Below are 21,391 nucleotides of genomic sequence, written 5' to 3'. Positions count from 1 at the left end.
CGCGCAAACTGTTTCATATAATTAAGATTTCTAACGGAATATCCTTCTCTATCAGGATAAGTCATTCTCAAGTCTTTTGATAACGTTTCAACAAATTTATTTCCCCATTTGCTGTATTGGAGAATTACATTCCCGATATTCCAAAACAAAATATTGCGTTCAACATTTGCATTTGTCATTACCTGATACTGCGCTTGCGTAATCCGTTCTTTTATCGTTTCCAAAACATCAATATATTCGTCCATGACTATCTCTGTTCTTTTTCCCATTTCATTCACCTCCTTATTACGCTTCACTTCTTAATCATCTCTCTGCTATAAGTTTGCACAATGGCACATGAAAGTACTCTAATGATTAAATTTTCAATTATATCTCTTAACACAAATCTATATTCGCTCTAATCTTACAACCACCTTGACAAAGTACCTGTTGATTGCAATTAATACACTTTTCTTTCTTCCAATTTCTAAATGCAGCAAATTTTTTACCTAACCAAATTTCCCGCAACGTTTTATCACTCAATGACTCAGATACACTTTTATCCCATATACCAAACGAACAAGGGTAGCAATTCATTTGACTATCTATATACATAGAAAAAGTTGCCGCCTCACAAGCGTCTATACAAGTTTTCGGAACAGTATCTGCCCATCGTAATATTGCTGGTGTAAAACATGTATCAAATCCAACTTTATAAGAATACTTCATTTTCGTTGCAAGAGAAAGAAATTTTTTAATTCGACCATCCGTACTCTCCAATGTTTTTTCTATTATGCCATTGCCCACAGGTTTATATAAAATAAACACAACTGCGTTAATTCCTTTTGGAAACAAATCATTCTCCAACCTTATAATTGCTTCATCAATAGTGTCTTTCGATACAACATAATGAATATTCGTAGTACAGCCACACTTTACCAGTTGTTTTACAGCATTTATCGTTTCTTGATTACTTTCTTTTCCATCTATTAAACGTGAATACCACGATACTGCAACTGCACCGCAGTACTTTTTTATCAATTTAACTTCATTATCCGTCATAAGGAAACCACTCGTTGTCATATTAGGAACAATTCGATATGCTCTACAAGATTTTAATATATCTTCAAATCGAGGATGTTTATTGGGATCTCCAGCACCACCTAATGCAATTTGAAAAGTTTTACCAGTTGCTTGTTCCACAATCTTAAGAAAACTATCATATGACATATGCGGAGCATTTACTGTAGCACCTTTTTGATAGCAATCGATGCCCGCCCTCCTGCAATATTCACCACTATCGCAATGTCCCATGATTCCTACATCAAGTAATTCTGGAAATGATCTCATCACTGGATCAACACCATTTGTATCACTTCGAAATAAAGTGCCATTATCTTCGTTAAAAATTTCAAAAAAGTCAAAAACTTCATCCTTATAAATAATCATCTTTACCACACACAAGCTCTACCATTAAGATAAAAGTCCTTGTCCTCTATTTCAAAACTATCTGTTGTGAAAAACTGTGTTATCGGTGAATCATCACTACTTGTGTATCCCCAGTATGCATGATAACCTTCTTTTCTTTTAAATAGCATTGCTGATTTATTACCAAAAACTTCTTTTATTGATTCGTAATTAGGTGTATCATAATCATAATATCGTAACCCGCCATTAATAGCGTCCATTATACTATTACATAATAGTCGCCCTTGTTCTTCCAGAATACCACCCTGAACAAAACCTAATTTCTTAAACAAATAATCTTCCGTTAATTCCTCTTTGGATATAATAAGGAAATTAGTAGAAGAACTATTCGTAATAAACCCCATCCTGATCTTCATCTTCCAATCCTCCTACCGCTTTTGAAAAAGCATTTTTAAAATGTTCATCATAATTAAGTGTTTCTATATTTCTTTCAATGGAACGACGCGAGCACTCTTTCATAGAATAATTACCTTCAGCCAACTTTTTAGCATTGTCACATTCAATATTAAAATGTTCTTCTATAAATTTCTCCACAGAACAAAATTCTTTTCGGTAGTACTTTCTATATTCCCTCCTAAAGTTTATTGCACCTTGGAAATAATAATCATACATTCTAGAAATCATATTTCCGGCAAACGTTTTTTTCTTTACTCCCAGAGTTTTCATTACTTTCTTTTTAGATGGTACATCCTTTTGACGGAAATAAATCCTCCCATGCACCTTATAACATGATGTTTCATTCATAATCACTTACCTCTAGACCACAAGCCTCTCTCATTTTTAAAATCATCTCACTTTGAACTTTATCATGTGTAGGCAAATTGTAGAAAAAGTCTTCGAGTTTTTCCTGCACTTCTACATCATATAATTCAAAACATAACAGATATAATTCTGCAATCTTTTGAATCTGCAATTTATTTTCCGGATTTTCCAGCGTCATATAATATTGGATAAAATCTTCTGGAATAAAACGATCGTCCCTATTATTACGTGCATTAATCTTATCAAATGCATTAAGTATTGCATCTTTATTTTTTAACCCAAACAAGATTTCCAAATAGATGTCAAGATTGTATATTCCACCATATACTGTTCCATCCAACATTGTATCAAAAAGTATTCCGCCATCTTCATATGGATCTTTTCTTAAACAATCTTGAATATAAGAAATTTCAAAATCTGATAATTCAATACCAGATGTTAAAATGATCCTTAAACCTAAATTTTGAAATTCTTCTCGGTGATGCATATGCCAATATGACTTTCTTTCTCTACCTTCTGGTATACGATATAAATCAAGAATTGAATTACATATTGTTGCCGTCTGCCCTAATTTGTCAACCACCTCATCCGTTCTAAAAAACATATAGCAATAATGAATAACGCCCTCTTCACAAGATGCACCAGTTGCTCTTAATTGCTTTAATTTTTCCAGAACTGCTTCTCCATTTACATTATCTGCCGAAATATTTCTTAATAAGATTCGTCGCGCTAAATAATAATCTCTCATTTCATCGAAAACAAAATATAAAACTTCATTCTCGTTTTTGGCAATCGTCCCTTCATGAGAAATCAGTTTCTTACTAAGAAGAATGCTACTCTCTACTGCCTTTTTTATCACATCTGAAGTAATTCCTACCTTTTCCAAATCAGATATACCAAGTTCATCATAATTCTCATTTTCTATCATGAAGTCTGTCACTGCGTCAAGCACTTGCACAATATATTCTCCACTATTCCGTTTTACTACTTCAATATACTGGGCGTATATTTCATGTTTCCGAATCGTAAATACATCAACATTACTGCCTTTATTAACTTCAAAAAATATACGCAACAATAATAGTTGTTTACTAAGCGTGTTTCGCACGGTAGGTGCAATATTTCCACCATAATTGAAAAATTTGCTGTAGGCTCTAATAATCTGATTAATAGCAACAAGCGTATAATGTTGCTCCTTTAAGTCAAATTCAAATGCTAGAATATCAACATTTTCTACAAGTTGTTTTCTAAAACGTTCTTTATAATACTCATTTCTACAAGACACAATAATATTTATCCTACTATATCTAGTAATTTCATTAATAAATTCAGTGATATTGCTACCAAATCCATCGCTATCATTTTCATTTATTGCATCAATAATTATAAAAAGATGTTTATGCTGAATAATCAACAGTAAATTTACCAGAGAAAGATATATATTTTTATACTTCTTATATATATCTGGTAGTTTTAATTCACAAAATAAAAACGATAAAACATCTCCCTCAATATCCCTAGCATTTAAAAATATAATGGGTTCCTTAAGGTTCATCAATAATTCACTAATACTACATAGTAAATTCGTTTTACCATTTCCCGCGCTACCAGTAAGGATAAAATACTTCCTATTAGCAGACTTACTACATTGGTATATGTTCCTTAATATATCCGTATAAGGATAATGCAATATTTCAAAAAGAAATTGTGATTCTTTATAGTCCGACTTGAACTCCACTTTAGACCTATTGAAGTTATTATGTAAATCCAATGCCGATTTCGTTACTCTTTCAATTTTTTTTAACGAAGTTTTCCTACTAAGCTTATAGCATATATTTGGATTCTTATATGCTTTTCTCAAAATGTCACCATAAGCATTATCATATACAAAGTTAAAATTTTGAACTAACCGTTTTTTCCATCTCTTTCTATGAATAAAATACCTCAATATCTCTTTGCTTTCGTTTAACTCTACAAAAACGCCTGGAATATATTTTCCGTCTTTAATCAGATGATTTATCTGCTTATTGGTATACTTATTGGCCTTTCTCCGAATTGAGAAAAGCGAAACTATAAGAACAAGTACCGTAAATATAAGTAAAACAAGCCACCATATGTTCTGAATGGTATCACTTAATCCACTAAGAAAATCGATTACAGAAGAACAGGATAACGTATCTTCATGTTTAGATATTGGTGCAGACGAAAGATGCTTATCTACTTGCATTATTAGATCCATTTTAATATCCCTCCTCCTTAGTTATAAAATCTTTCCCCTCTATAGCACCTACTCTAAATAACCCCAAAATATCTCAAAGCACCCTTTATCGCTTCCACCTTCTCTGCTGTCGGATGTTTTCTCGGCTGTTTCAATTCTTCTACCGCATTAGGGGCATCATACATTGGCAAGCCCAAACTTCTCTTTACCTCCTCTATATAAGCAGTATGTACCTTGAAGCCATATTTAGCTTCTATGTATTCCTTTATCATTTTGTAGGTAACTCGCTCTTTCGGCTTGTACGCCTCAGCTCTTTTAGCGATATTATCAAGCGGCACTTTGCCCTCTCCCTCGCCAAACTCCACTTTTACGCTGATTGTGCTGTCAGGTTTTTTGTGGGAAAGCAGTACTACCGTCTCCACATGCACGGTATGCGGGAACATATCCACCGCCCTTACCCTCCGGACTTCATATCCATTTCCCCGCAGATACTTCACATCCCTTGCCAGCGTGGCCGGGTCGCAGCTTACATACACCACCTTTTCAGGTTCCATCTTCACAATGGTCTCCAGCAGGGCCTCATCACAGCCTTTCCGCGGCGGATCCACCACGATCACATCCGCCCGGGCCTGCTGCCCGTGCTCCTTCTCATAATCGGCATAATACCCCGGCAGCACTTCCTCCGCCTTGCCCACGTAGAACCTGGCATTGGTGATCCCGTTGATCCTGGCGTTGTTCCTTGCGTCCTCCACTGCCTGCGGCACGATCTCCACCCCGTATACCTGCCCCGCCTTCCTGGCAAGGAAGAGGGAGATGGTTCCGATCCCACAGTACAGATCCCAGACCACGGTGTCTTCTCCTTTTTTCAGCCCTGCATATTCCAGCGCTGTTCCGTAGAGTTTCTCCGTCTGCACTGGGTTCACCTGGTAGAAGGAAAGGGGAGAGATCTGATATTTCACGTCTCCGATCTCATCGGTGATATAGCCTTTCCCCCACAGCACCCGCAGCTTTTTCCCCATGATCACATTGGTCTTCTCCTGATTGACGTTCAAGGTGATACTGGTCATCTTTGGGATAGCCGCCAGCCGCGTGGCAAGCGCTTCCTCCTCTGGAAGCGACGTCCCGTTGACCACCAGGCAGACCATGATCTCTTCCGTCCGGAAGCCGTACCGGATCAGCACATGGCGCACCAGCCCCTGGTGCGCTTTCTCGTCATAGGGGGAGACATGAAACTCCTCCATATATCCCAGCACGCACGCCAGGATCTCCCGATTCACCGGAACCCCCAGCACACAATCCTCCACCGGGATGATACTGTGGGTCCGCCCCGCGTAGAACCCGGCGATCAGTTTCCCCTCCCGGTCCCGGCCAATGGGAAACTGAGCCTTGTTGCGGTAGCGGAAGGGCTCCTCCATCCCCAGGATAGGTTCCATCACTTCCTCAAGAAGCTCCTCCGGCACCTCTCCCAGCCGCGTCAGAGCGCCCCGGACCTTCTCTTCCTTGAACCTCAGCTGCCAGTCATATTTCATCTCCTGGATCTGGCAACCCCCGCATTTTCGGGCGATGGCGCATCCAGGATGCTTTTCGCGCCCTTCGGAGGGTGTAAGAATATCCAGAAGCTTTGCATATCCATAATTTTTCTTCGCCTTCATCACCTTGGCCTCGATCACGTCCCCGATGATCGCATCCTTGACAAAAAGCGTGTATCCATCCACCTTCCCGATACCTTCGCCGCCCACGCCAATGTCCGTGATCTCAAGTTTCACAATATCATTTTTCTGCATAAATATACTCCATTTGTCATTTTGGTACAGGGTAAAATTCAATTTAGGACGTAGCCTTTTTGCATTTTGCTACGTCCTAAATTGAAGTTTTAAATACTGGTTTTCCGCAGGTTTGTTTCAAAAAGCCGGTTATATCCCAGCCAGTCGCTGCTGTTTTTTTCTTTGAAGATCTCGATCAGGGTCTGCATCTTGGCGTCCGCGCAATCTGCGAAGTTCAGGGCGAAGGCCTCTGCCAGCGCCGGCTTCTTGGGGGACCCGTACTCCAGCTCCCCGTGGTGGGCCAGGATGCAGTGCTTCAGCTCGCTGGCCAGCTTGGGCGGGAATTCCGGGATGGTCCGGATGGCGTCGTCGATCATCTCCACCCCCATCACGATGTGCCCCAGAAGCTGCCCGTCGTCGGTGTAATCATTTTCCGGGAACGGCGACAGTTCCTTTATCTTGCCGATATCATGGCACATGGCCGCCGTGTACAGAAGGTCTTTATTTAAAATGGGATAAGCTCCCGCCATGTATTCGCAGAATTTCACCACGCTCAGCGTGTGCTCCAGAAGTCCGCCGGAGAAACTGTGGTGCACCGTCTTGGCGGCGGAATGGGCCTTAAATTTCTTCACAAAGGCCGGGTCTTCAAAATAATAGCGGATCACACCCCTGAGATGAGGATTCTTCACCTGGTTCCCATAAGCCAGAAGCTCCTGATACATCTGGTCTTCATTCTTATCCGTGGTGGGCATATAATCTGCCGGGACATACTCCCCTTCCTGCGCCCGGCGGATCTGCCGGATATTCAGCTGCAGATTATTATTGTAGCTGGTGACTTCCCCGTAGACTTCGATGAAATCCATCTCATCATAATCAGCGATCCCGCTGGAATTGGGATCCCAGACTTTCCCGTCCAGGGTTCCTGTCTTATCCTGCAGGATCAGATTGTCATAAGGTTTCCCGTTTCTTGTCTCCGCGGAACGCTTTCCTTTGCACAGGTATACGTTGCGGATGGTTTCTCCCTCTACCAGGGTGTTGATATATCTCATGCTGCTGCCTCTTTCTGTCTTTTTTTACTCTTTCGCCCCTACTGTGACGTTAAAATTGATCTCTACATATTCGCCGCCGGTCCCCTGTCTCTGACAAGTCATCCGGAGACTTCCTCCCGCCTGTTTCTTCATCAGGGCGCTGTGATACGCCTGGAAATCCGCCACCCCGGAACCGTCGATCTGAGTGATCACGTCTCCGCTCTGGATCCCGGCTTCCATGGCAGGCGAATCCGCCTCCACTTCGTCCACATACACGCCGGCAGGAATCCCCTGCTCTGTAAGCTCCTCGGTCACGTCAGACCCCAGGATCCCCAGATAAGGCACTCCCTGGTCATTGGAGAGAAACTCGATCACATCCTTGATGTCCGAGATTCCATATGCCTCTACAAGGCCTGCTTCTCCCCGGCCTTCCGTGGGCTCGCCGATGACGCCGATCACTTCGCCGCTGGTATTCACAAGCACGCCGCTTCTGCCGGCATCCCCCTCCACATCGGTAGCGATCAGCGGATAATGACCGTCCGCGTGATCCGCATAGCTTTCACTGGCTTCCACCAGCCCGTACAGCGCGATCTGGGCATTTCCATAGGGCTGCCCCAGCAGGATCACTGCGTCCCCGTCTTCCACGGTATAGGAACTTCCAAGGACCGCCACCCGGATCGCTCCCCAGGTGTCCTCCGTGATGGACTGCCTGGACACTGCGTAGACGCACAAGCCCAGGTTCCGGTCCTGCCTTTTCACCACTGCGTCGTAGTTTCGGCCGTCAGCGAAGATTACCTGAAGCTTCTCTTCCTCCTGCCCGTCAAGGATCTGGCCCAGGATCAGAAGCTCCTGTCCATTGTCTGCCACCACCACGCCGCTGGTCTGCAGCTTTGCCTCACTGGCCTCTTCCCGGCCGGAGACCGCCGCGATGGAGACAACACTTTTGCCCGCCTGTTCGGAAATGGATTTCAGAGAGTTGAGCATCTGCCGGTAGCTGTCTTCTTCCGGATCCTGCTCCCTGGTCTCTTCCTCCGGAAGCGTCTCCTCATCCCGGGGGATCTCCACTTCCTCCTTGGCACCGCCAAACCGGCTCTCGATCCAGGGCCCGAAGACGCAAAAAGTCACACAGGCAACAAGCCCAAAGACCAGGCCAAGGCCTGCCATCCTCCTGACATCCCGCTTAAACTTGCGGCTGCCGGTCTCGTCCTTGATCACTTCCTGCATAAAAGCGTAATCCTTTTCTTCCTGCGGTTCCTGCCCGCCCGGATCTCTGCGCTCTTCCATGGGCATTCTCTCCTTTACAACCCTTTTTATAGTATACCTGATAGCCTGCAAATGTTCAACCCTGCTTTCCCCGCCCGCTTCCGGCCTCTCCGGGATAATTTCCTTTACAGTGTCCCGGCGTCCGATTATAATGGGAATGTGGAAGGTGGATATAACAATGAATGAAAAGACTTTATATAAATTAGAATACGACAAGATCATCGATCTCCTTACGGAGAAGGCCTCCTCTTTTGGCGGCAGATCCCGCTGCCGGCGGCTTAAGCCCATGACTTCCATCGAGAAGATAGAGGCTGCCCAGCAGGAGACCGAAGCCGCGTTCCAGCGGATCGTGAAGAAGGGCCGGCCCTCCTTTGGCGGCTGCGCCCCGGTAAATGAATCCCTCAAGCGGCTGGAGATCGGCGGGACCCTGGGAAGCGGCGAGCTCCTTCGCATCTGCCGGCTTCTGGAGAACGCCGGGCAGGTGAAGGCTTACGGACGGCGGGAAAATGGAGACGACTCCACCGACTGTCTGGACGGTTACTTTGACCAGCTGACCCCCATCCTCCCTCTGACCTCCGAGATCCGCAGGTGTATCCTGGAGGAGGATGAGATCAGCGACGACGCAAGCCCTGCGCTTCGTCAGATCCGCCGGCAGATCGGCCAGATCAACGACAAGGTGCACGCTACCCTCTCCGGCATGGTAAATGGATCTCTTCGCACTTATCTGCAGGACCCCATCATCACCATGCGGGGAGACCGCTATTGTATCCCTGTGAAATCCGAACACCGCAGCCAGGTCCCGGGCATGATCCACGATCAGTCCTCCACCGGCTCCACCCTGTTTATCGAGCCCATGGCTGTGGTGAAGCTGAACAACGACTTAAAAGAACTCTACGGCAAGGAGCAGGAAGAGATCCAGGTGATCCTTGCCCGCCTGAGCGCTGACGCGGCAGAGTATACCGATACCATCCATACGGATCACACCCTGCTGACAGAGCTGGATTTCATTTTTGCCAAAGGGGCCCTGGCCCTGGAAATGAACGCCACCGCTCCCATATTCAACACAGAAGGGCGCATCCATATCCGGGAGGGCCGTCATCCTCTCCTGGACAAGAAGAAGGTAGTCCCCATCACCATTTCTCTGGGAGACACCTTCGATCTTCTGATCGTCACCGGTCCCAATACCGGCGGGAAGACGGTGTCCCTTAAGACGGTGGGCCTTTTCACCCTGATGGGACAGGCCGGGCTTCATATCCCCGCCCTGGACCGCAGCGAGCTGGCGGTGTTCCACAATGTGTTCGCCGACATCGGGGACGAGCAGAGCATTGAGCAGAGCCTGAGTACTTTTTCTTCTCATATGACCAACATCGTCTCCTTCCTCCGGCACGTGGATGAACATTCCCTGGTGCTCTTTGACGAGCTGGGCGCCGGGACTGATCCCACGGAAGGGGCGGCTCTGGCCATCGCAATCCTGGACGGCCTCCACCGGCGGGGGATCCGGACCATGGCCACCACCCACTACAGCGAGCTGAAGGTGTACGCTCTGTCCACTCCGGGAGTGGAGAACGCAAGCTGCGAGTTTGATGTGGAGAGCCTGCGCCCCACCTATCACCTGCTGATCGGCATCCCCGGCAAGAGCAATGCCTTCGCCATCGCCGGGAAACTGGGGCTTCCCCAGGAAGTCATTGAGGAGGCGAAGAAGCACTTAAGCGAACAGGACGAATCCTTCGAGGACCTTCTCACCGACCTGGAAGTAAGCCGGCGCACCATTGAGAAAGAACAGGACGAGATCGCCGCCTACCGGCGGGAACTGGAGCGCCTGAAGGAAGAGACACAGAAAAGACAGGAAAAACTGGAAGAACAGCGGGAGCGCATCCTGCGGGAAGCCAACGAGAAAGCCCACGCCATCCTTCTGGAGGCCAAGGAGACTGCAGACGAGACCATGCGCAACTTCCACAAGTTCGGCAAGGAAAATATCTCCGCCGCCGACATGGAACGGGAGCGGGAGAAGCTGCGCAAGAAGATGGAAGCCGCCCGCTCTGGCATGACGGAGCACAAAGAGACCCCACATAAGATCCACAAGCCAGAGGATTTCAAGCTGGGGGAATCGGTGAAAGTACTGAGTATGAACCTGACCGGGACTGTAGTCTCCCTGCCCGACGCCAAGGGGCGCGTCACCGTGCAGATGGGGATCTTGCGTTCCCAGCTTCCCATCTCAGACCTGGAGATCCTGGAGGAGAAACCGGTCTATCTCAAGAAGACCGCCCGCCAGACCACCAAGGGCAAGATGAAGATGGGCAAGTCCATGTCCGTAAGCCCGGAGATCAACCTTCTGGGCAAGACGGTGGACGAGGCGGTGGCGGAACTGGACAAATACCTGGACGACGCGGCGCTTGCCCACCTCTCCTCGGTGCGCATTGTCCACGGCAAAGGCACCGGCGCCCTGCGCCAGGGCGTCCACGACTACCTGCGCCGCCAGAAGAAACGGGTGAAATCATTCCGGCTTGGCGCCTTTGGAGAGGGCGACGCCGGCGTTACTATCGCAGAACTCAGATAGGAGGATTATAATGGCAACAAAACAGAAAATACTGATCGTAGACGACGATGAGAATATCGCGGAACTGATCTCCCTCTACCTTACCAAAGAATGCTTCGACACCATGATGGTCCATGACGGGGAGAAGGCGCTGGTGGCTTTCGAGAGCTACCGCCCCAACCTGATCCTCCTGGACCTTATGCTGCCTGGCATCGACGGCTACCAGGTGTGCCGGGAGATCCGTACCCGCTCCAGCGTGCCTATCATCATGCTGTCCGCTAAGGGAGAAGTATTTGACAAAGTCCTGGGGCTGGAGCTGGGCGCCGATGACTATATCATGAAGCCCTTTGACTCCAAGGAGCTGGTGGCCCGGGTCAAGGCGGTGCTGCGCCGCTACCAGGCCATTCCCAAGCCGGAGACTCCGGCCGAGGACCGGGGCAAATGCGTAGAGTATCCGGGGATCGTGATCAATCTGACCAACTACTCTGTCATGGTGGACGGCCAGAACATTGACATGCCTCCCAAGGAACTGGAGCTTCTCTATTTCCTTGCCTCCTCTCCCAACCAGGTCTTCACCCGGGAACAGCTCCTGGATCAGATCTGGGGTTATGAGTACATCGGAGACACCCGAACCGTTGACGTCCACATCAAACGGCTCCGGGAGAAGATCAAGGACCACAGCGAGTGGAGTTTAAGCACCGTGTGGGGCATCGGTTATAAATTTGAAGTAAAATAACGCAGGGGAATTCCCCTGCCTGGAAGGATCTCTATGAGAAGTACACTGCATTTAAAATTTATCATTGTTTATATCATCTTCGCTTTCCTTAGCGTATTTACGGTGGCCACCCTGACGGATACCCTGACTTCAGGGCCTCTAGTGAGCGTTACCGCCTCCAATACCTATCAGGAGGCCAATATGATGGCAACCGATTATCTGCCGGACTACTTCTCAAAGGAAGTATCCTTAAATGAAGTGCGGCTCCAGCTCTCCGGCATGGAGACTCACCTGGACGCCGCCCTCTGGTTCGTGGACCGGGAAGGACGGCTTCTTGCCTCCGCCCAGTCAGAAGGACTTCCGCCGGCCCCCTCCCAGATCCAGGATTTCAACCCGGCAGAAGCCGGGAATTCCCAGTATCTCACCGGGGACTACCACGGCTACTTCCAGGAGGATGTGATCACCGTGATCGCCCCGGTGATCCACGGCTATTCTCCTGCCGGCTATCTTCTGGTCCACAAGAGCCTGGATTATGTAAACGAAGTCCAGGGGATCCTGATGCGGGCAGCCCTTATCACCCTCCTGGTGATCTATTTCCTGTCCTTTATCATCCTTCTGGCCCTGGAGTTCTTTGTCTACCGGCCTCTTCGCAAGATCACGGAGGCTGCCACCCAGTATGCCTCCGGCAATCTTGACTATGAGATCCCGGTTCGCACCGAGGATGAGATGGGCTATCTCTCCGCCTCCCTGAACTACATGTCCTCCCAGCTCCGGGATATGGAGGATTACCAGAAGAAATTCGTGGCCAACGTCTCCCACGATTTCCGCTCCCCCCTTACCTCCATCAAAGGATATGTGGAGGCCATGGCGGACGGGACCATCCCTCCGGAAATGCAGAAGAAATACCTGGGTATCATCCTCTTCGAGACTGAGCGCCTGACGGATCTGACCCAGGATCTTCTCACCCTCAACGAGTTTGATTCCAAGAACCTTCTGCTTAACAAGGAAAATTTCGACATTCACGAGATGATCAAGAACGTGGCCGCTTCTTTTGAAGGAACCTGCACCCAGAAGAAGATCTCCATCGAGCTTCTGTTTGCTTCCAAGCAGATGGAAGTCTTCGCGGACAAACGCAAGATCCAGCAGGTCCTCTATAACCTTCTGGACAACGCCATCAAGTTCAGCGACCCGGAATCCACCGTCACCATTGAAACAACTGAGCGGGGGGAGAAGGTCTCCATCTCCGTCAAAGACTACGGCATCGGCATCCCCCGCAGCGCTCTTGGCAAGATCTGGGAACGGTTCTATAAGACAGACCTGTCCCGGGGCAAAGACAAAAAAGGAACGGGCCTGGGGCTTGCCATTGTAAAGGAAGCCATCCAGGCCCACGGAGAAAATATCAGCGTGGTCAGCACCGAGGGCGTGGGCACAGAATTTATCTTCACCCTCCCCCGGGCACAGACTACAGTTTAAATGTCTTCATTTCTTCCAGGAAGTTCCGGATAAATCCAACCGACAGATCCAGGGCTTCCTGTCCCAGTTCGGCGCTGGAATCTTTGGGATCCAGCGGGCCGAACCAGCCGCTTGGCGCGATCTCTTTGGTATCTCTTGCCAGCTTCACCGTTCCTCCCTGGAACTTCACCGCCTGGATATAGGCTGCCACCGTATTGGCAGAAGGACTTCCCGGATTCATAGGCTGTGACAGCTCCAGGTGTACCGCTTCCGGGTCTACCGCCATCATGGCCGAAGTCTCCAGCACATCCCCGTGTCCGCCTTTGAACTTCTCATCCAGCTCCGCCACCAGGCTCCACCAGTCGATCTGGGCGCAGACTCCGCCTTTGTGATAGACTTCCAGGGCCACCCGGTCGATGGACGGGGTATTCCCGCCATGGCCGTTGAGGATCAGGAACCGGCGAAGCCCCTGTCCCATCAGGGATTCTGTAATGCCGTGCAGCACCAGATACAATCCCTCATATCCGATATTGATGCTTCCCGCGAAGCTTAAGTGATACGGGCAGACTCCGTAAGGCACCGCCGGCGCCACGATCACATTCTCCATGTCCGCGATGTGGTCCCCCAGATAGGAGGGCACCATGAAATCCGTGCCCAGCGCTCCCTGAGTCCCGTGCTGCTCGGTGCTCCCCACCGGGATCACCAGGATCGGGTCCTTCGCAAATGCTTCTTTTGCCTGCGCAGTAGTCATTTTACTAAGATACATTCTTTCTCCCTCCTACTCTGCTTTGCTCTTCTCAAAGATACCAAAATGCCGCTGGATGGTCTCCTGTGGCGGCGCCTGAGTCAGACTGCTGACGATCAGCATGGTCAGACTTCCCAGGATGGTTGCCGGGAACAGTGCATGGAATCCATGCAGCGCTCCGCTCAGAGCCGGAACCCATGTAAAGGCCAGTACCGTCGCTACTCCTACCAGCGCAGAGGCGATCGCGCCTGCTGCGGTAGCCCGCTTCCAGTACATCCCAAAAAGAATGGGCACTACGAAGACTGCCATTCCGGAGAAGGCAAACAGGTTGATCTCAAAGATGCTTCCCGGCTGGAACACACCAAAGAGGATCACGATCACACCGATGATCACAGTAACAACCTTGGACATCTTCATAACCGTCTCGTCCGTTGCTTTCTTATTGATGATCTTCTGGTAGATATCCCGGGTCACCGCTCCGGTGGTGGTTACCAGGATCCCGTCGATGGTAGACATACCTGCCGCCACGATACCGGAGATAAAGATCGCTGCCAGGAAGGGATTCAGGCCCTGCTGCAGGATCATCGGCACGATCTGGTCCGGATTCTCAAGGTTCTGTACAAAAGAGATCCCGTTGACGCCGGCCCACTCGATCAGGGTGGCAGATACAAACATGCCTGCGGTTCCAAGGAAAATAGCCTTGAACATAGTCTTGTGGTCTTTCATGGCGAAAAACTTGGTAAACAGATGCGGCTGTCCGATGGTGAAGAAGGACCACAACAGGATATTGGAAACATAGAAGCCCCATGGCATATAGCCGTTCGCCCCCGGGAAGGACAGATACGCCTCGTTCATGCTCTGAAGGGTGCTGTTGATATTCTCAAAGCCGCCGCCCATCACAACAGATACGATGAAGGTGATCACCGCGGTCCCGATCATCAGGGATCCCTGGATCACATCCGTCATCATGGCTCCCTGCATACCGCCGGACATACAGTAGAGAACAACAATGGCTCCCATACCTACAACGCCAACCCAGTTGGGAAGTCCGGTAAATACATTGACGATCACGCCTGCGCCGATGATCTGGGCTCCCATCATAGGAACCAGGAAGAACAGCATCATCACACCCAGGACGCCGCTCATTGCCTTGGTATGATACCGGTCTGTAAGATAATCCGCCATAGTCAGAAAACCATGAGTGTGTCCCAGGGTGATCAGTTTCCGCCCCACCAGGACTGCCGGCAGGATCATACAGAAAACCGCTCCCGGAACTGAGATGGCCATCCCGGCATATCCCACGCCATAGATGGTACCTGGAGTCCCCAGGAAGGTTCCCATGGAAAACTGGGTGGAAAAGTACGCGATACCGCTGACTACCATTCCTGCTTTTCCGCTTAAGACAAAGAAATCCCCCAGATTCTTTGTCTTTCTTCCTGCGTACCATCCGATAAAGGCCATGATACCCAGATAGATCAAAAGGACGGTGTAAAACGCCATCGCCGACTCACGTGTTGCTGCCTGCATTACGCATCCCCTCCTTCCTGATTCTCCTCATCGTAGATGTGATACTCCTTGCGCTTCATACACATCCGGTAATAGATCACGATCAACACAAACGTCACCGCCGTGTGTATGAACCAGCCAAACAGGAAAAGCGGAACCCCGCCCGCTGCCGGGATGTACGTCTCACTGTAGAAAAACGGGAACGGAATAATGATCAGCGCCAGCATGATCAGGAAAATGATCAGCCAGGTCCGTTCGAAGTGTTCTTGAAATAATTTCTTCATCTTCTCTCCTCCTTTATTACCGACAAAAAGTAAAGTGTTTACTTTATTTTTATCAATTATAAATGCCAGAATCCAAAAAGTAAAGTATTTACTTGCATTTTGCACAATATTTCTTTATATTTATCCTATAGAATGTTGAATTTTCCTGATTTACATTTATTTCAGACATAAGGAGAGACATACATGGACATCTTGCAGAAAATCCGGGAGATCTATCCCTCCCTGACACGAAAACAGAAAAGCATCGCTGATTATCTTCTGGAAAATCCGGAAGATATCTGCTATATTACCCTGGCTCAGCTGAGCCGGCAGACCTGCGCCTCGGAGCTTACTCTGCTGCGCTTCTGCGCCAAGCTTGGCTGCTCCGGCTTCCTGGAACTGAAGCAGGAATTCCGCGAGCACACCCAGCAGATGATCCGACTTTTGTCAGCTCCCGCCTTCTTTGTGCCGGAAAACGCTTCTGACTCCTCCGCGAAAACAGAGCTTCTCTATGAACTCTGCCGCCAGGAAGCCGGCGCGGCTGCCGATTTTGCCGCCAGCTTCCAGCCGGAAGCCATCATCGCCGCCGCCCAGGAGATCAGGAAAAGCCGGCGGATCTTCATCTTTGCCCATGACATTTCCAAGGTTCCGGGAGAATTCCTCAAATCCCGGCTCCTTCTTCTGTCCTTCCAGGTGACGATGATCGATCTGGCGGACCTGGAGAAAACCCAGGAATACCTTCAACATCTTCAGGACGGAGATCTTGTGGTCTTCTTCTCCTTCCCAAAATACTATTATCCCATGGGCAGCATCGCGAAAAAAGCGGCCGATGCCGGCGTGCCGATCCTTACCATCACGGACAGCACTGCCTCACCAGCCGCTTCTTACAGCACTCATCTGCTGCTCTGTCAGACTTCTACCAAAATGTTCTATAACTCCATGACCCTTCCAATGGTGACCCTGAATCTTCTGGCCTCCTGTCTGGTCATCGATACCGTGCCCGCTTCCCAGCGGACTGATTTTAAGAAATCTCTTTCTTCCTGATCAGTGGCCGGGCTTCTCGTAAGTCCCCCACTGCTTCAGTTCTCCCTCTTCCATCATCACCGCGCCTCTTGCGATCACCCCTCTTAATTCCATCTGGGGTGTGAGAAGGAGAAGATCTGCGTCCTGTCCTTCCCGGACATATCCTTTCACACTGCCAAGGCCCAGAGCCTCCGCCACATGGGACGTCACATAGGGAAGGGCTTCCTCCAGCCCAAATCCCAGTTCTTTCACCATAACCGCCAGTTCTTTCAGAAGGCTGTCCACGCCGGAAACACCGATCTCCAGAAGCGTTCCGTCCTCCGCATAGGCGGACCAGCTCCCGTGACCGTCAGAGCTGACCGTGAGATGATCTGTAGAAAGCCCTCTCTCCAGCGCCTTTCGGATACATTCTCCCGGCGACGGCTGCCCTTTCATCCCACAGGTAAGATCCACATAGCCTCCCATCTCCAGGAATCTCCAGCCTGCTTCCAGAAGCGCCGGATTCCGGTTCACATGAGTAGGACGGAAGATGGGCACCGGAACCTGGCTGTCCCGGAGCGCTTCAAACACCGAATCCAGGCAGGCCGGATCGTCTCCCATATGGAGCACCAGCATTCCCGGTTTCCCGCTGAGCATTCCTGCCACCCGGACCTTGCTGGCCAGCTGGATCAGTTCCCGGGTTGTCACGTGGGGCGCCCGGTGATCAGAGATGGCAAGCTTCAGCCCCAGCACTTCCCGGATGAATACCATATCCCGGTCCGCTTCCCCGGTGATGGTCGGTCCCGGGTTCCCGTAGGCGCCGGTGAGCATGTACGCCGTTACGCCCTCTTCCTGAAGCGCCGCTGTCTTGGCGTAAAGGTTCTCCACACTTCTTGTCATGCCGTCTGTCCCCAGAAGTCCCAGAACGGTAGTCACGCCGCCCCGGATCAATTCTGAAAGCTCTACCTCCGGCGTCCGGGTATGGAAACTTCCCTCCCCGCCGCCTCCGGTAACATGGACATGCTGATCCATAAGCCCCGGGGTCAGGCAAAGCCCTTCCGCCTCCAGGACTTTACATGGTCCGGGAAGGCTCTCGATCCGGTCCGCGATCACTTCGATGTGCTCTCCACATATCAGAATATCCTTCTTTCCCATATGTTCCGGCGCATATACATCTGCATTTTTTATTAAAAGCATTTTCTTTACTCCTATCTCCCCTTGATCGGGTCGTTTATGACACCATAATGAAGGAAATCCTTCTTTTTGTCAATAGCTCCCCCTTTGGGGGAAAGGAAAGAGGGTATCTCCAAAGTCATGAAGTACCTTGGAGCATACCCTCTTTCTATCACTCTGAAACTTTTTTCTTAGCTCTCGATCAGTTCCGGCGCTTCTTCAGCTACATTTTCCGGAGAAGCTTCCTCTGTCTCTGCCAACTCAGAGCCCTCATTCAGATCCTCATATCCATTCCCAAGATCCAGGAACGGCTCCTCGTGGCTCTCCACCTCTTCGCTCTCCAGACGGATATCCTGGTACTTCTTCATACCGGTTCCCGCCGGGATATGCTTACCGATGATAACGTTCTCCTTCAGTCCTACCAATGGATCGATCTTGCCCTTGATAGCCGCCTCGGTCAGTACCTTGGTAGTCTCCTGGAAGGAAGCCGCGGACAGGAAGGAATTGGTGGCAAGGGAAGCCTTGGTGATACCCAGCATGATCTGCTCTCCGGTAGCCGGCTCTTTGCCTTCCTCCACAAGCTGTTTGTTCACATCCTCGAACTCCAGGATATCCACGTTGGTACCCGGAAGGAACTCAGAGTCTCCCGCCTCTTCCACGCGGACTTTCTTCAGCATCTGGCGTACAATTACCTCGATGTGCTTATCGTTGATATCAACACCCTGGAGACGGTATACACGCTGTACTTCCTGCAGCATGTAATCCTGTACGGCTCTAAGGCCCTTGATCTTCAGGATATCATGAGGGTTGACGCTACCTTCGGTCAGCTCGTCGCCGGCCTCCAGCTGTGCGCCGTCGGCCACCTTGATCCGGGAGCCGTAGGGGATCAGATATGCCTTGGATTCCCCGGTCTCCTCGTTGGTGACGATCACTTCCCGCTTCTTCTTTGTATCGTTGATGGTAGCGGTTCCGGCGAATTCTGTGATGATCGCCAGACCCTTGGGCTTACGCGCCTCGAAAAGCTCCTCCACACGGGGAAGACCCTGTGTGATATCATCTCCCGCCACACCGCCGGTGTGGAAGGTACGCATGGTCAGCTGAGTACCAGGCTCTCCGATGGACTGCGCGGCGATGATACCTACTGCCTCGCCCACCTGTACCGGCTCGCCGGTGGCCATGTTGGCACCGTAGCACTTGGCACAGATTCCGCTGTGAGAGCGGCAGGTCAGGATGGTCCGGATCTTGATCCGCTTCAGCGGCTCTCCGTTCTCATCCACACCCTTCTTGATGATCAGCTCCGCACGTCTTGGCGTTACCATATGGTTGGCCTTCACCAGTACGTTGCCGTCCTTGTCCTTGATATCCTCACACAGATACCGGCCGGTGATACGCTCCTGCAGGCTCTCGATCTCCTCGTTGCCGTCCAGGAACGCCTTCACGTACATACCCGGGATCTCGTCACCCTTCTTCACGCAGTCGCGCTCATGGATGATCAGCTCCTGGGATACGTCTACCAGACGTCTGGTCAGGTAACCAGAGTCAGCGGTACGAAGGGCGGTATCGGAAAGTCCTTTTCTGGCTCCGTGGGCGGACATGAAGTACTCCAGTACGTCCAGACCCTCACGGAAGTTGGACTTGATAGGCAGCTCGATGGTCCGTCCGGTGGTATCCGCCATCAGTCCACGCATACCCGCCAGCTGCTTGATCTGCTTATCAGAACCACGGGCTCCGGAGTCCGCCATCATATAGATATTGTTATATTTGTCCAGACCAGTCAGCAGTGCCTCAGTCAGGGCGTCGTCGGTTGCTTTCCAGGTCTCTACTACTTCTTTGTAACGCTCTTCCTCAGTGATCAGACCACGCTTGTAGTTCTTGGTGATCCGGTCTACTGTATCCTGAGCCTTCTGGATCATTTCCGGCTTCTGGGGCGGCACGGTCATATCAGAAATAGATACGGTCATCGCCGCTCTTGTGGAATATTTGTAACCGATGGATTTCACCGCGTCCAGCACTTCCGCTGTAGCTGTGGATCCATGGGTATTGATGACCTTCTCCAGGATCTGCTTCAGCTGCTTCTTGCCTACGTGGAAATCAATCTCCAGCTTCAGCTCATTTCCCTCTACCTCACGGTCTACAAATCCCAGGTCCTGAGGGATGATCTCATTGAAGAGGAATCTTCCCAGGGTAGACTCGATGATCGCGGATTTCTCTGTTCCGTCCGCCATCTTCCTGGTCACCCGGACTTTGATCCTGGAGTGCAGGGTAAGCGCCCCGTTCTCATAAGCCAGGATGGCTTCGTTCACATTGCGGAAGAACTTGCCTTCTCCAAGGGCGCCCGGGCGCTCCTGGGTCAGGTAATAGATTCCCAGTACCATATCCTGAGAAGGAACCGCTACCGGTCCTCCGTCAGAAGGCTTCAGAAGGTTGTTGGGTGACAGAAGAAGGAACCGGCACTCTGCCTGGGCCTCTACAGACAGGGGCAGATGCACCGCCATCTGGTCTCCGTCGAAGTCCGCGTTATAAGCGGTACATACCAAAGGATGCAGCTTGATGGCTTTTCCTTCTACCAGGATCGGCTCAAAGGCCTGGATTCCCAGTCTGTGCAGCGTAGGGGCACGGTTGAGCATAACCGGATGCTCCTTGATCACTTCTTCCAGAACATCCCATACTTCCGGCTGGAGACGTTCTACCATCTTCTTAGCGTTCTTGATATTGTGAGCGGTCCCGTTCTGCACCAGCTCCTTCATAACGAAAGGCTTGAACAGCTCGATGGCCATCTCTTTGGGCAGACCGCACTGATAGATCTTCAGCTCCGGTCCTACTACGATAACGGAACGTCCGGAATAGTCCACACGTTTTCCCAGAAGGTTCTGACGGAACCGTCCGGATTTTCCTTTCAGCATATCGGAAAGAGACTTAAGGGCACGGTTTCCGGGGCCTGTTACCGGACGGCCTCTGCGGCCGTTGTCGATCAGGGCGTCCACCGCTTCCTGCAGCATTCTCTTTTCATTTCTTACGATAATGTCCGGCGCGCCCAGCTCCAGCAGGCGTTTCAGACGGTTATTCCGGTTGATGATCCGGCGGTACAGGTCATTTAAGTCGCTGGTGGCAAAACGTCCGCCGTCCAGCTGAACCATAGGACGCAGATCCGGCGGGATCACCGGGATATTAGTCAGGATCATCCACTCCGGTTTGTTGCCGGACTCCCGGAATGCCTCTACCACTTCCAGGCGCTTCACGATACGGGCCCGCTTCTGTCCGGTAGAGCCTTTCAGGCCTTCCTGCAGCTCTTCATACTCTTTATCCAGATCAATAGCCTGCAGAAGTTCCTGGATGGCCTCGGCGCCCATGCCTACACGGAAAGCGCTTCCCCAGCTCTCTCTTGCCTCCTGGTATTCCTGCTCAGAGAGCACCTGCTTATACTGCAGGTCTGTCTCCCCTTTGTCCAGCACGATATAAGAGGCGAAATACAGCACCTTCTCCAGTGTTCTGGGAGAC

At 50.1% G+C, this 21,391-nt stretch carries 17 protein-coding genes; 4 read left to right on the top strand and 13 right to left on the bottom strand.

The annotated features are described in order from the left end of the window. The 8 genes from ACML7B_RS09545 to ACML7B_RS09510 form a co-directional block, all read right to left on the bottom strand. A partial coding sequence (locus ACML7B_RS09545; RefSeq protein ID WP_418540929.1) for a DUF1016 N-terminal domain-containing protein occupies positions 1 to 269 on the bottom strand: 269 nt, incomplete at its 3' end. 106 nt (positions 270 to 375) lie between these two features. Further along, positions 376 to 1,428 carry an SPASM domain-containing protein gene (locus ACML7B_RS09540; protein WP_418540931.1) on the bottom strand — a complete coding sequence of 351 codons (1,053 nt, stop codon included), beginning with the start codon at positions 1,426 to 1,428 and terminating at the stop codon, positions 376 to 378. A gap of 2 nt (positions 1,429 to 1,430) precedes the next feature. Then, the gene (locus ACML7B_RS09535) at positions 1,431 to 1,823 is read right to left on the bottom strand and encodes a hypothetical protein (RefSeq protein WP_418540927.1); all 393 of its coding nucleotides are present in this window, start codon (positions 1,821 to 1,823) and stop codon (positions 1,431 to 1,433) included. Beyond that, complete coding sequence (locus ACML7B_RS09530; RefSeq protein ID WP_418540926.1) at positions 1,792 to 2,211, bottom strand: hypothetical protein; 420 nt, start codon at positions 2,209 to 2,211, stop codon at positions 1,792 to 1,794. Before ACML7B_RS09530 ends, ACML7B_RS09535 begins: the two co-directional genes overlap by 32 nt. Next, positions 2,204 to 4,468: a hypothetical protein gene (locus ACML7B_RS09525; RefSeq protein ID WP_418540925.1), complete on the bottom strand. Its 2,265-nt coding sequence runs from the start codon at positions 4,466 to 4,468 to the stop codon at positions 2,204 to 2,206. The genes ACML7B_RS09530 and ACML7B_RS09525 overlap by 8 nt, the downstream gene beginning before the upstream one ends. Before the next feature lie 53 nt (positions 4,469 to 4,521). Further along, complete coding sequence (rlmD, locus tag ACML7B_RS09520; RefSeq protein WP_418540924.1) at positions 4,522 to 6,231, bottom strand: 23S rRNA (uracil(1939)-C(5))-methyltransferase RlmD; 1,710 nt, start codon at positions 6,229 to 6,231, stop codon at positions 4,522 to 4,524. An 89-nt stretch (positions 6,232 to 6,320) separates the two neighbouring features. Beyond that, complete coding sequence (locus ACML7B_RS09515) at positions 6,321 to 7,259, bottom strand: 3'-5' exoribonuclease YhaM family protein (protein WP_106788995.1); 939 nt, start codon at positions 7,257 to 7,259, stop codon at positions 6,321 to 6,323. Positions 7,260 to 7,283: 24 nt separating this feature from the next. Next, entirely contained in the window at positions 7,284 to 8,522 is a 1,239-nt protein-coding gene (locus tag ACML7B_RS09510) for a S1C family serine protease (protein ID WP_418540922.1), read from the bottom strand. Positions 8,523 to 8,679: 157 nt separating this feature from the next. On the opposite strand from ACML7B_RS09510, the gene ACML7B_RS09505 reads away from it, so the two are divergent. The 3 genes from ACML7B_RS09505 to ACML7B_RS09495 are packed head-to-tail and all read left to right on the top strand — an operon-like array spanning position 8,680 to position 13,225. Beyond that, positions 8,680 to 11,058, top strand: a complete 2,379-nt coding sequence (locus ACML7B_RS09505; RefSeq protein WP_418540920.1) for an endonuclease MutS2 — start codon at positions 8,680 to 8,682, stop codon at positions 11,056 to 11,058. Between the two features lie 10 nt (positions 11,059 to 11,068). Next, positions 11,069 to 11,773, top strand: coding sequence for a response regulator transcription factor (locus ACML7B_RS09500; protein WP_106788997.1), 705 nt, complete (start codon positions 11,069 to 11,071; stop codon positions 11,771 to 11,773). Positions 11,774 to 11,806: 33 nt separating this feature from the next. After that, positions 11,807 to 13,225 (top strand): sensor histidine kinase, encoded by a 1,419-nt coding sequence (locus ACML7B_RS09495; protein WP_418540918.1) that lies wholly within the window; start codon positions 11,807 to 11,809, stop codon positions 13,223 to 13,225. Here ACML7B_RS09495 and ACML7B_RS09490 read toward each other — a convergent pair. The 3 genes from ACML7B_RS09490 to ACML7B_RS09480 are packed head-to-tail and all read right to left on the bottom strand — an operon-like array spanning position 13,215 to position 15,739. Beyond that, a complete protein-coding gene (locus ACML7B_RS09490) occupies positions 13,215 to 13,970 on the bottom strand; it encodes a creatininase family protein (RefSeq protein WP_106788999.1) in 756 nt (251 codons plus the stop codon). The genes ACML7B_RS09495 and ACML7B_RS09490 overlap by 11 nt on opposite strands. A gap of 12 nt (positions 13,971 to 13,982) precedes the next feature. Continuing rightward, positions 13,983 to 15,476, bottom strand: a complete 1,494-nt coding sequence (locus tag ACML7B_RS09485) for a sodium/pantothenate symporter (protein ID WP_418540916.1) — start codon at positions 15,474 to 15,476, stop codon at positions 13,983 to 13,985. Further along, positions 15,476 to 15,739: a hypothetical protein gene (locus tag ACML7B_RS09480; RefSeq protein ID WP_412117947.1), complete on the bottom strand. Its 264-nt coding sequence runs from the start codon at positions 15,737 to 15,739 to the stop codon at positions 15,476 to 15,478. The genes ACML7B_RS09485 and ACML7B_RS09480 overlap by 1 nt, the downstream gene beginning before the upstream one ends. Positions 15,740 to 15,922: 183 nt before the next feature. On the opposite strand from ACML7B_RS09480, the gene ACML7B_RS09475 reads away from it, so the two are divergent. Continuing rightward, entirely contained in the window at positions 15,923 to 16,762 is an 840-nt protein-coding gene (locus ACML7B_RS09475) for a MurR/RpiR family transcriptional regulator (RefSeq protein ID WP_412117948.1), read from the top strand. On the opposite strand, the gene iadA is transcribed toward ACML7B_RS09475, so the two are convergent. Together iadA and rpoC are read right to left on the bottom strand one after the other, a co-directional pair. After that, positions 16,763 to 17,917 (bottom strand): beta-aspartyl-peptidase, encoded by a 1,155-nt coding sequence (gene iadA, locus ACML7B_RS09470; RefSeq protein ID WP_418540914.1) that lies wholly within the window; start codon positions 17,915 to 17,917, stop codon positions 16,763 to 16,765. A gap of 167 nt (positions 17,918 to 18,084) precedes the next feature. Then, positions 18,085 to 21,391 (bottom strand): DNA-directed RNA polymerase subunit beta' (gene rpoC, locus ACML7B_RS09465; RefSeq protein WP_418540912.1); only part of this gene is annotated, 3,307 nt, incomplete at its 5' end.

The sequence above is a fragment of the Massilistercora timonensis genome (assembly GCF_048354975.1).
Taxonomy (GTDB): Bacteria; Bacillota; Clostridia; order Lachnospirales; family Lachnospiraceae; genus Massilistercora; species Massilistercora timonensis.
This window is presented reverse-complemented; position numbering and strand designations above follow the sequence as displayed.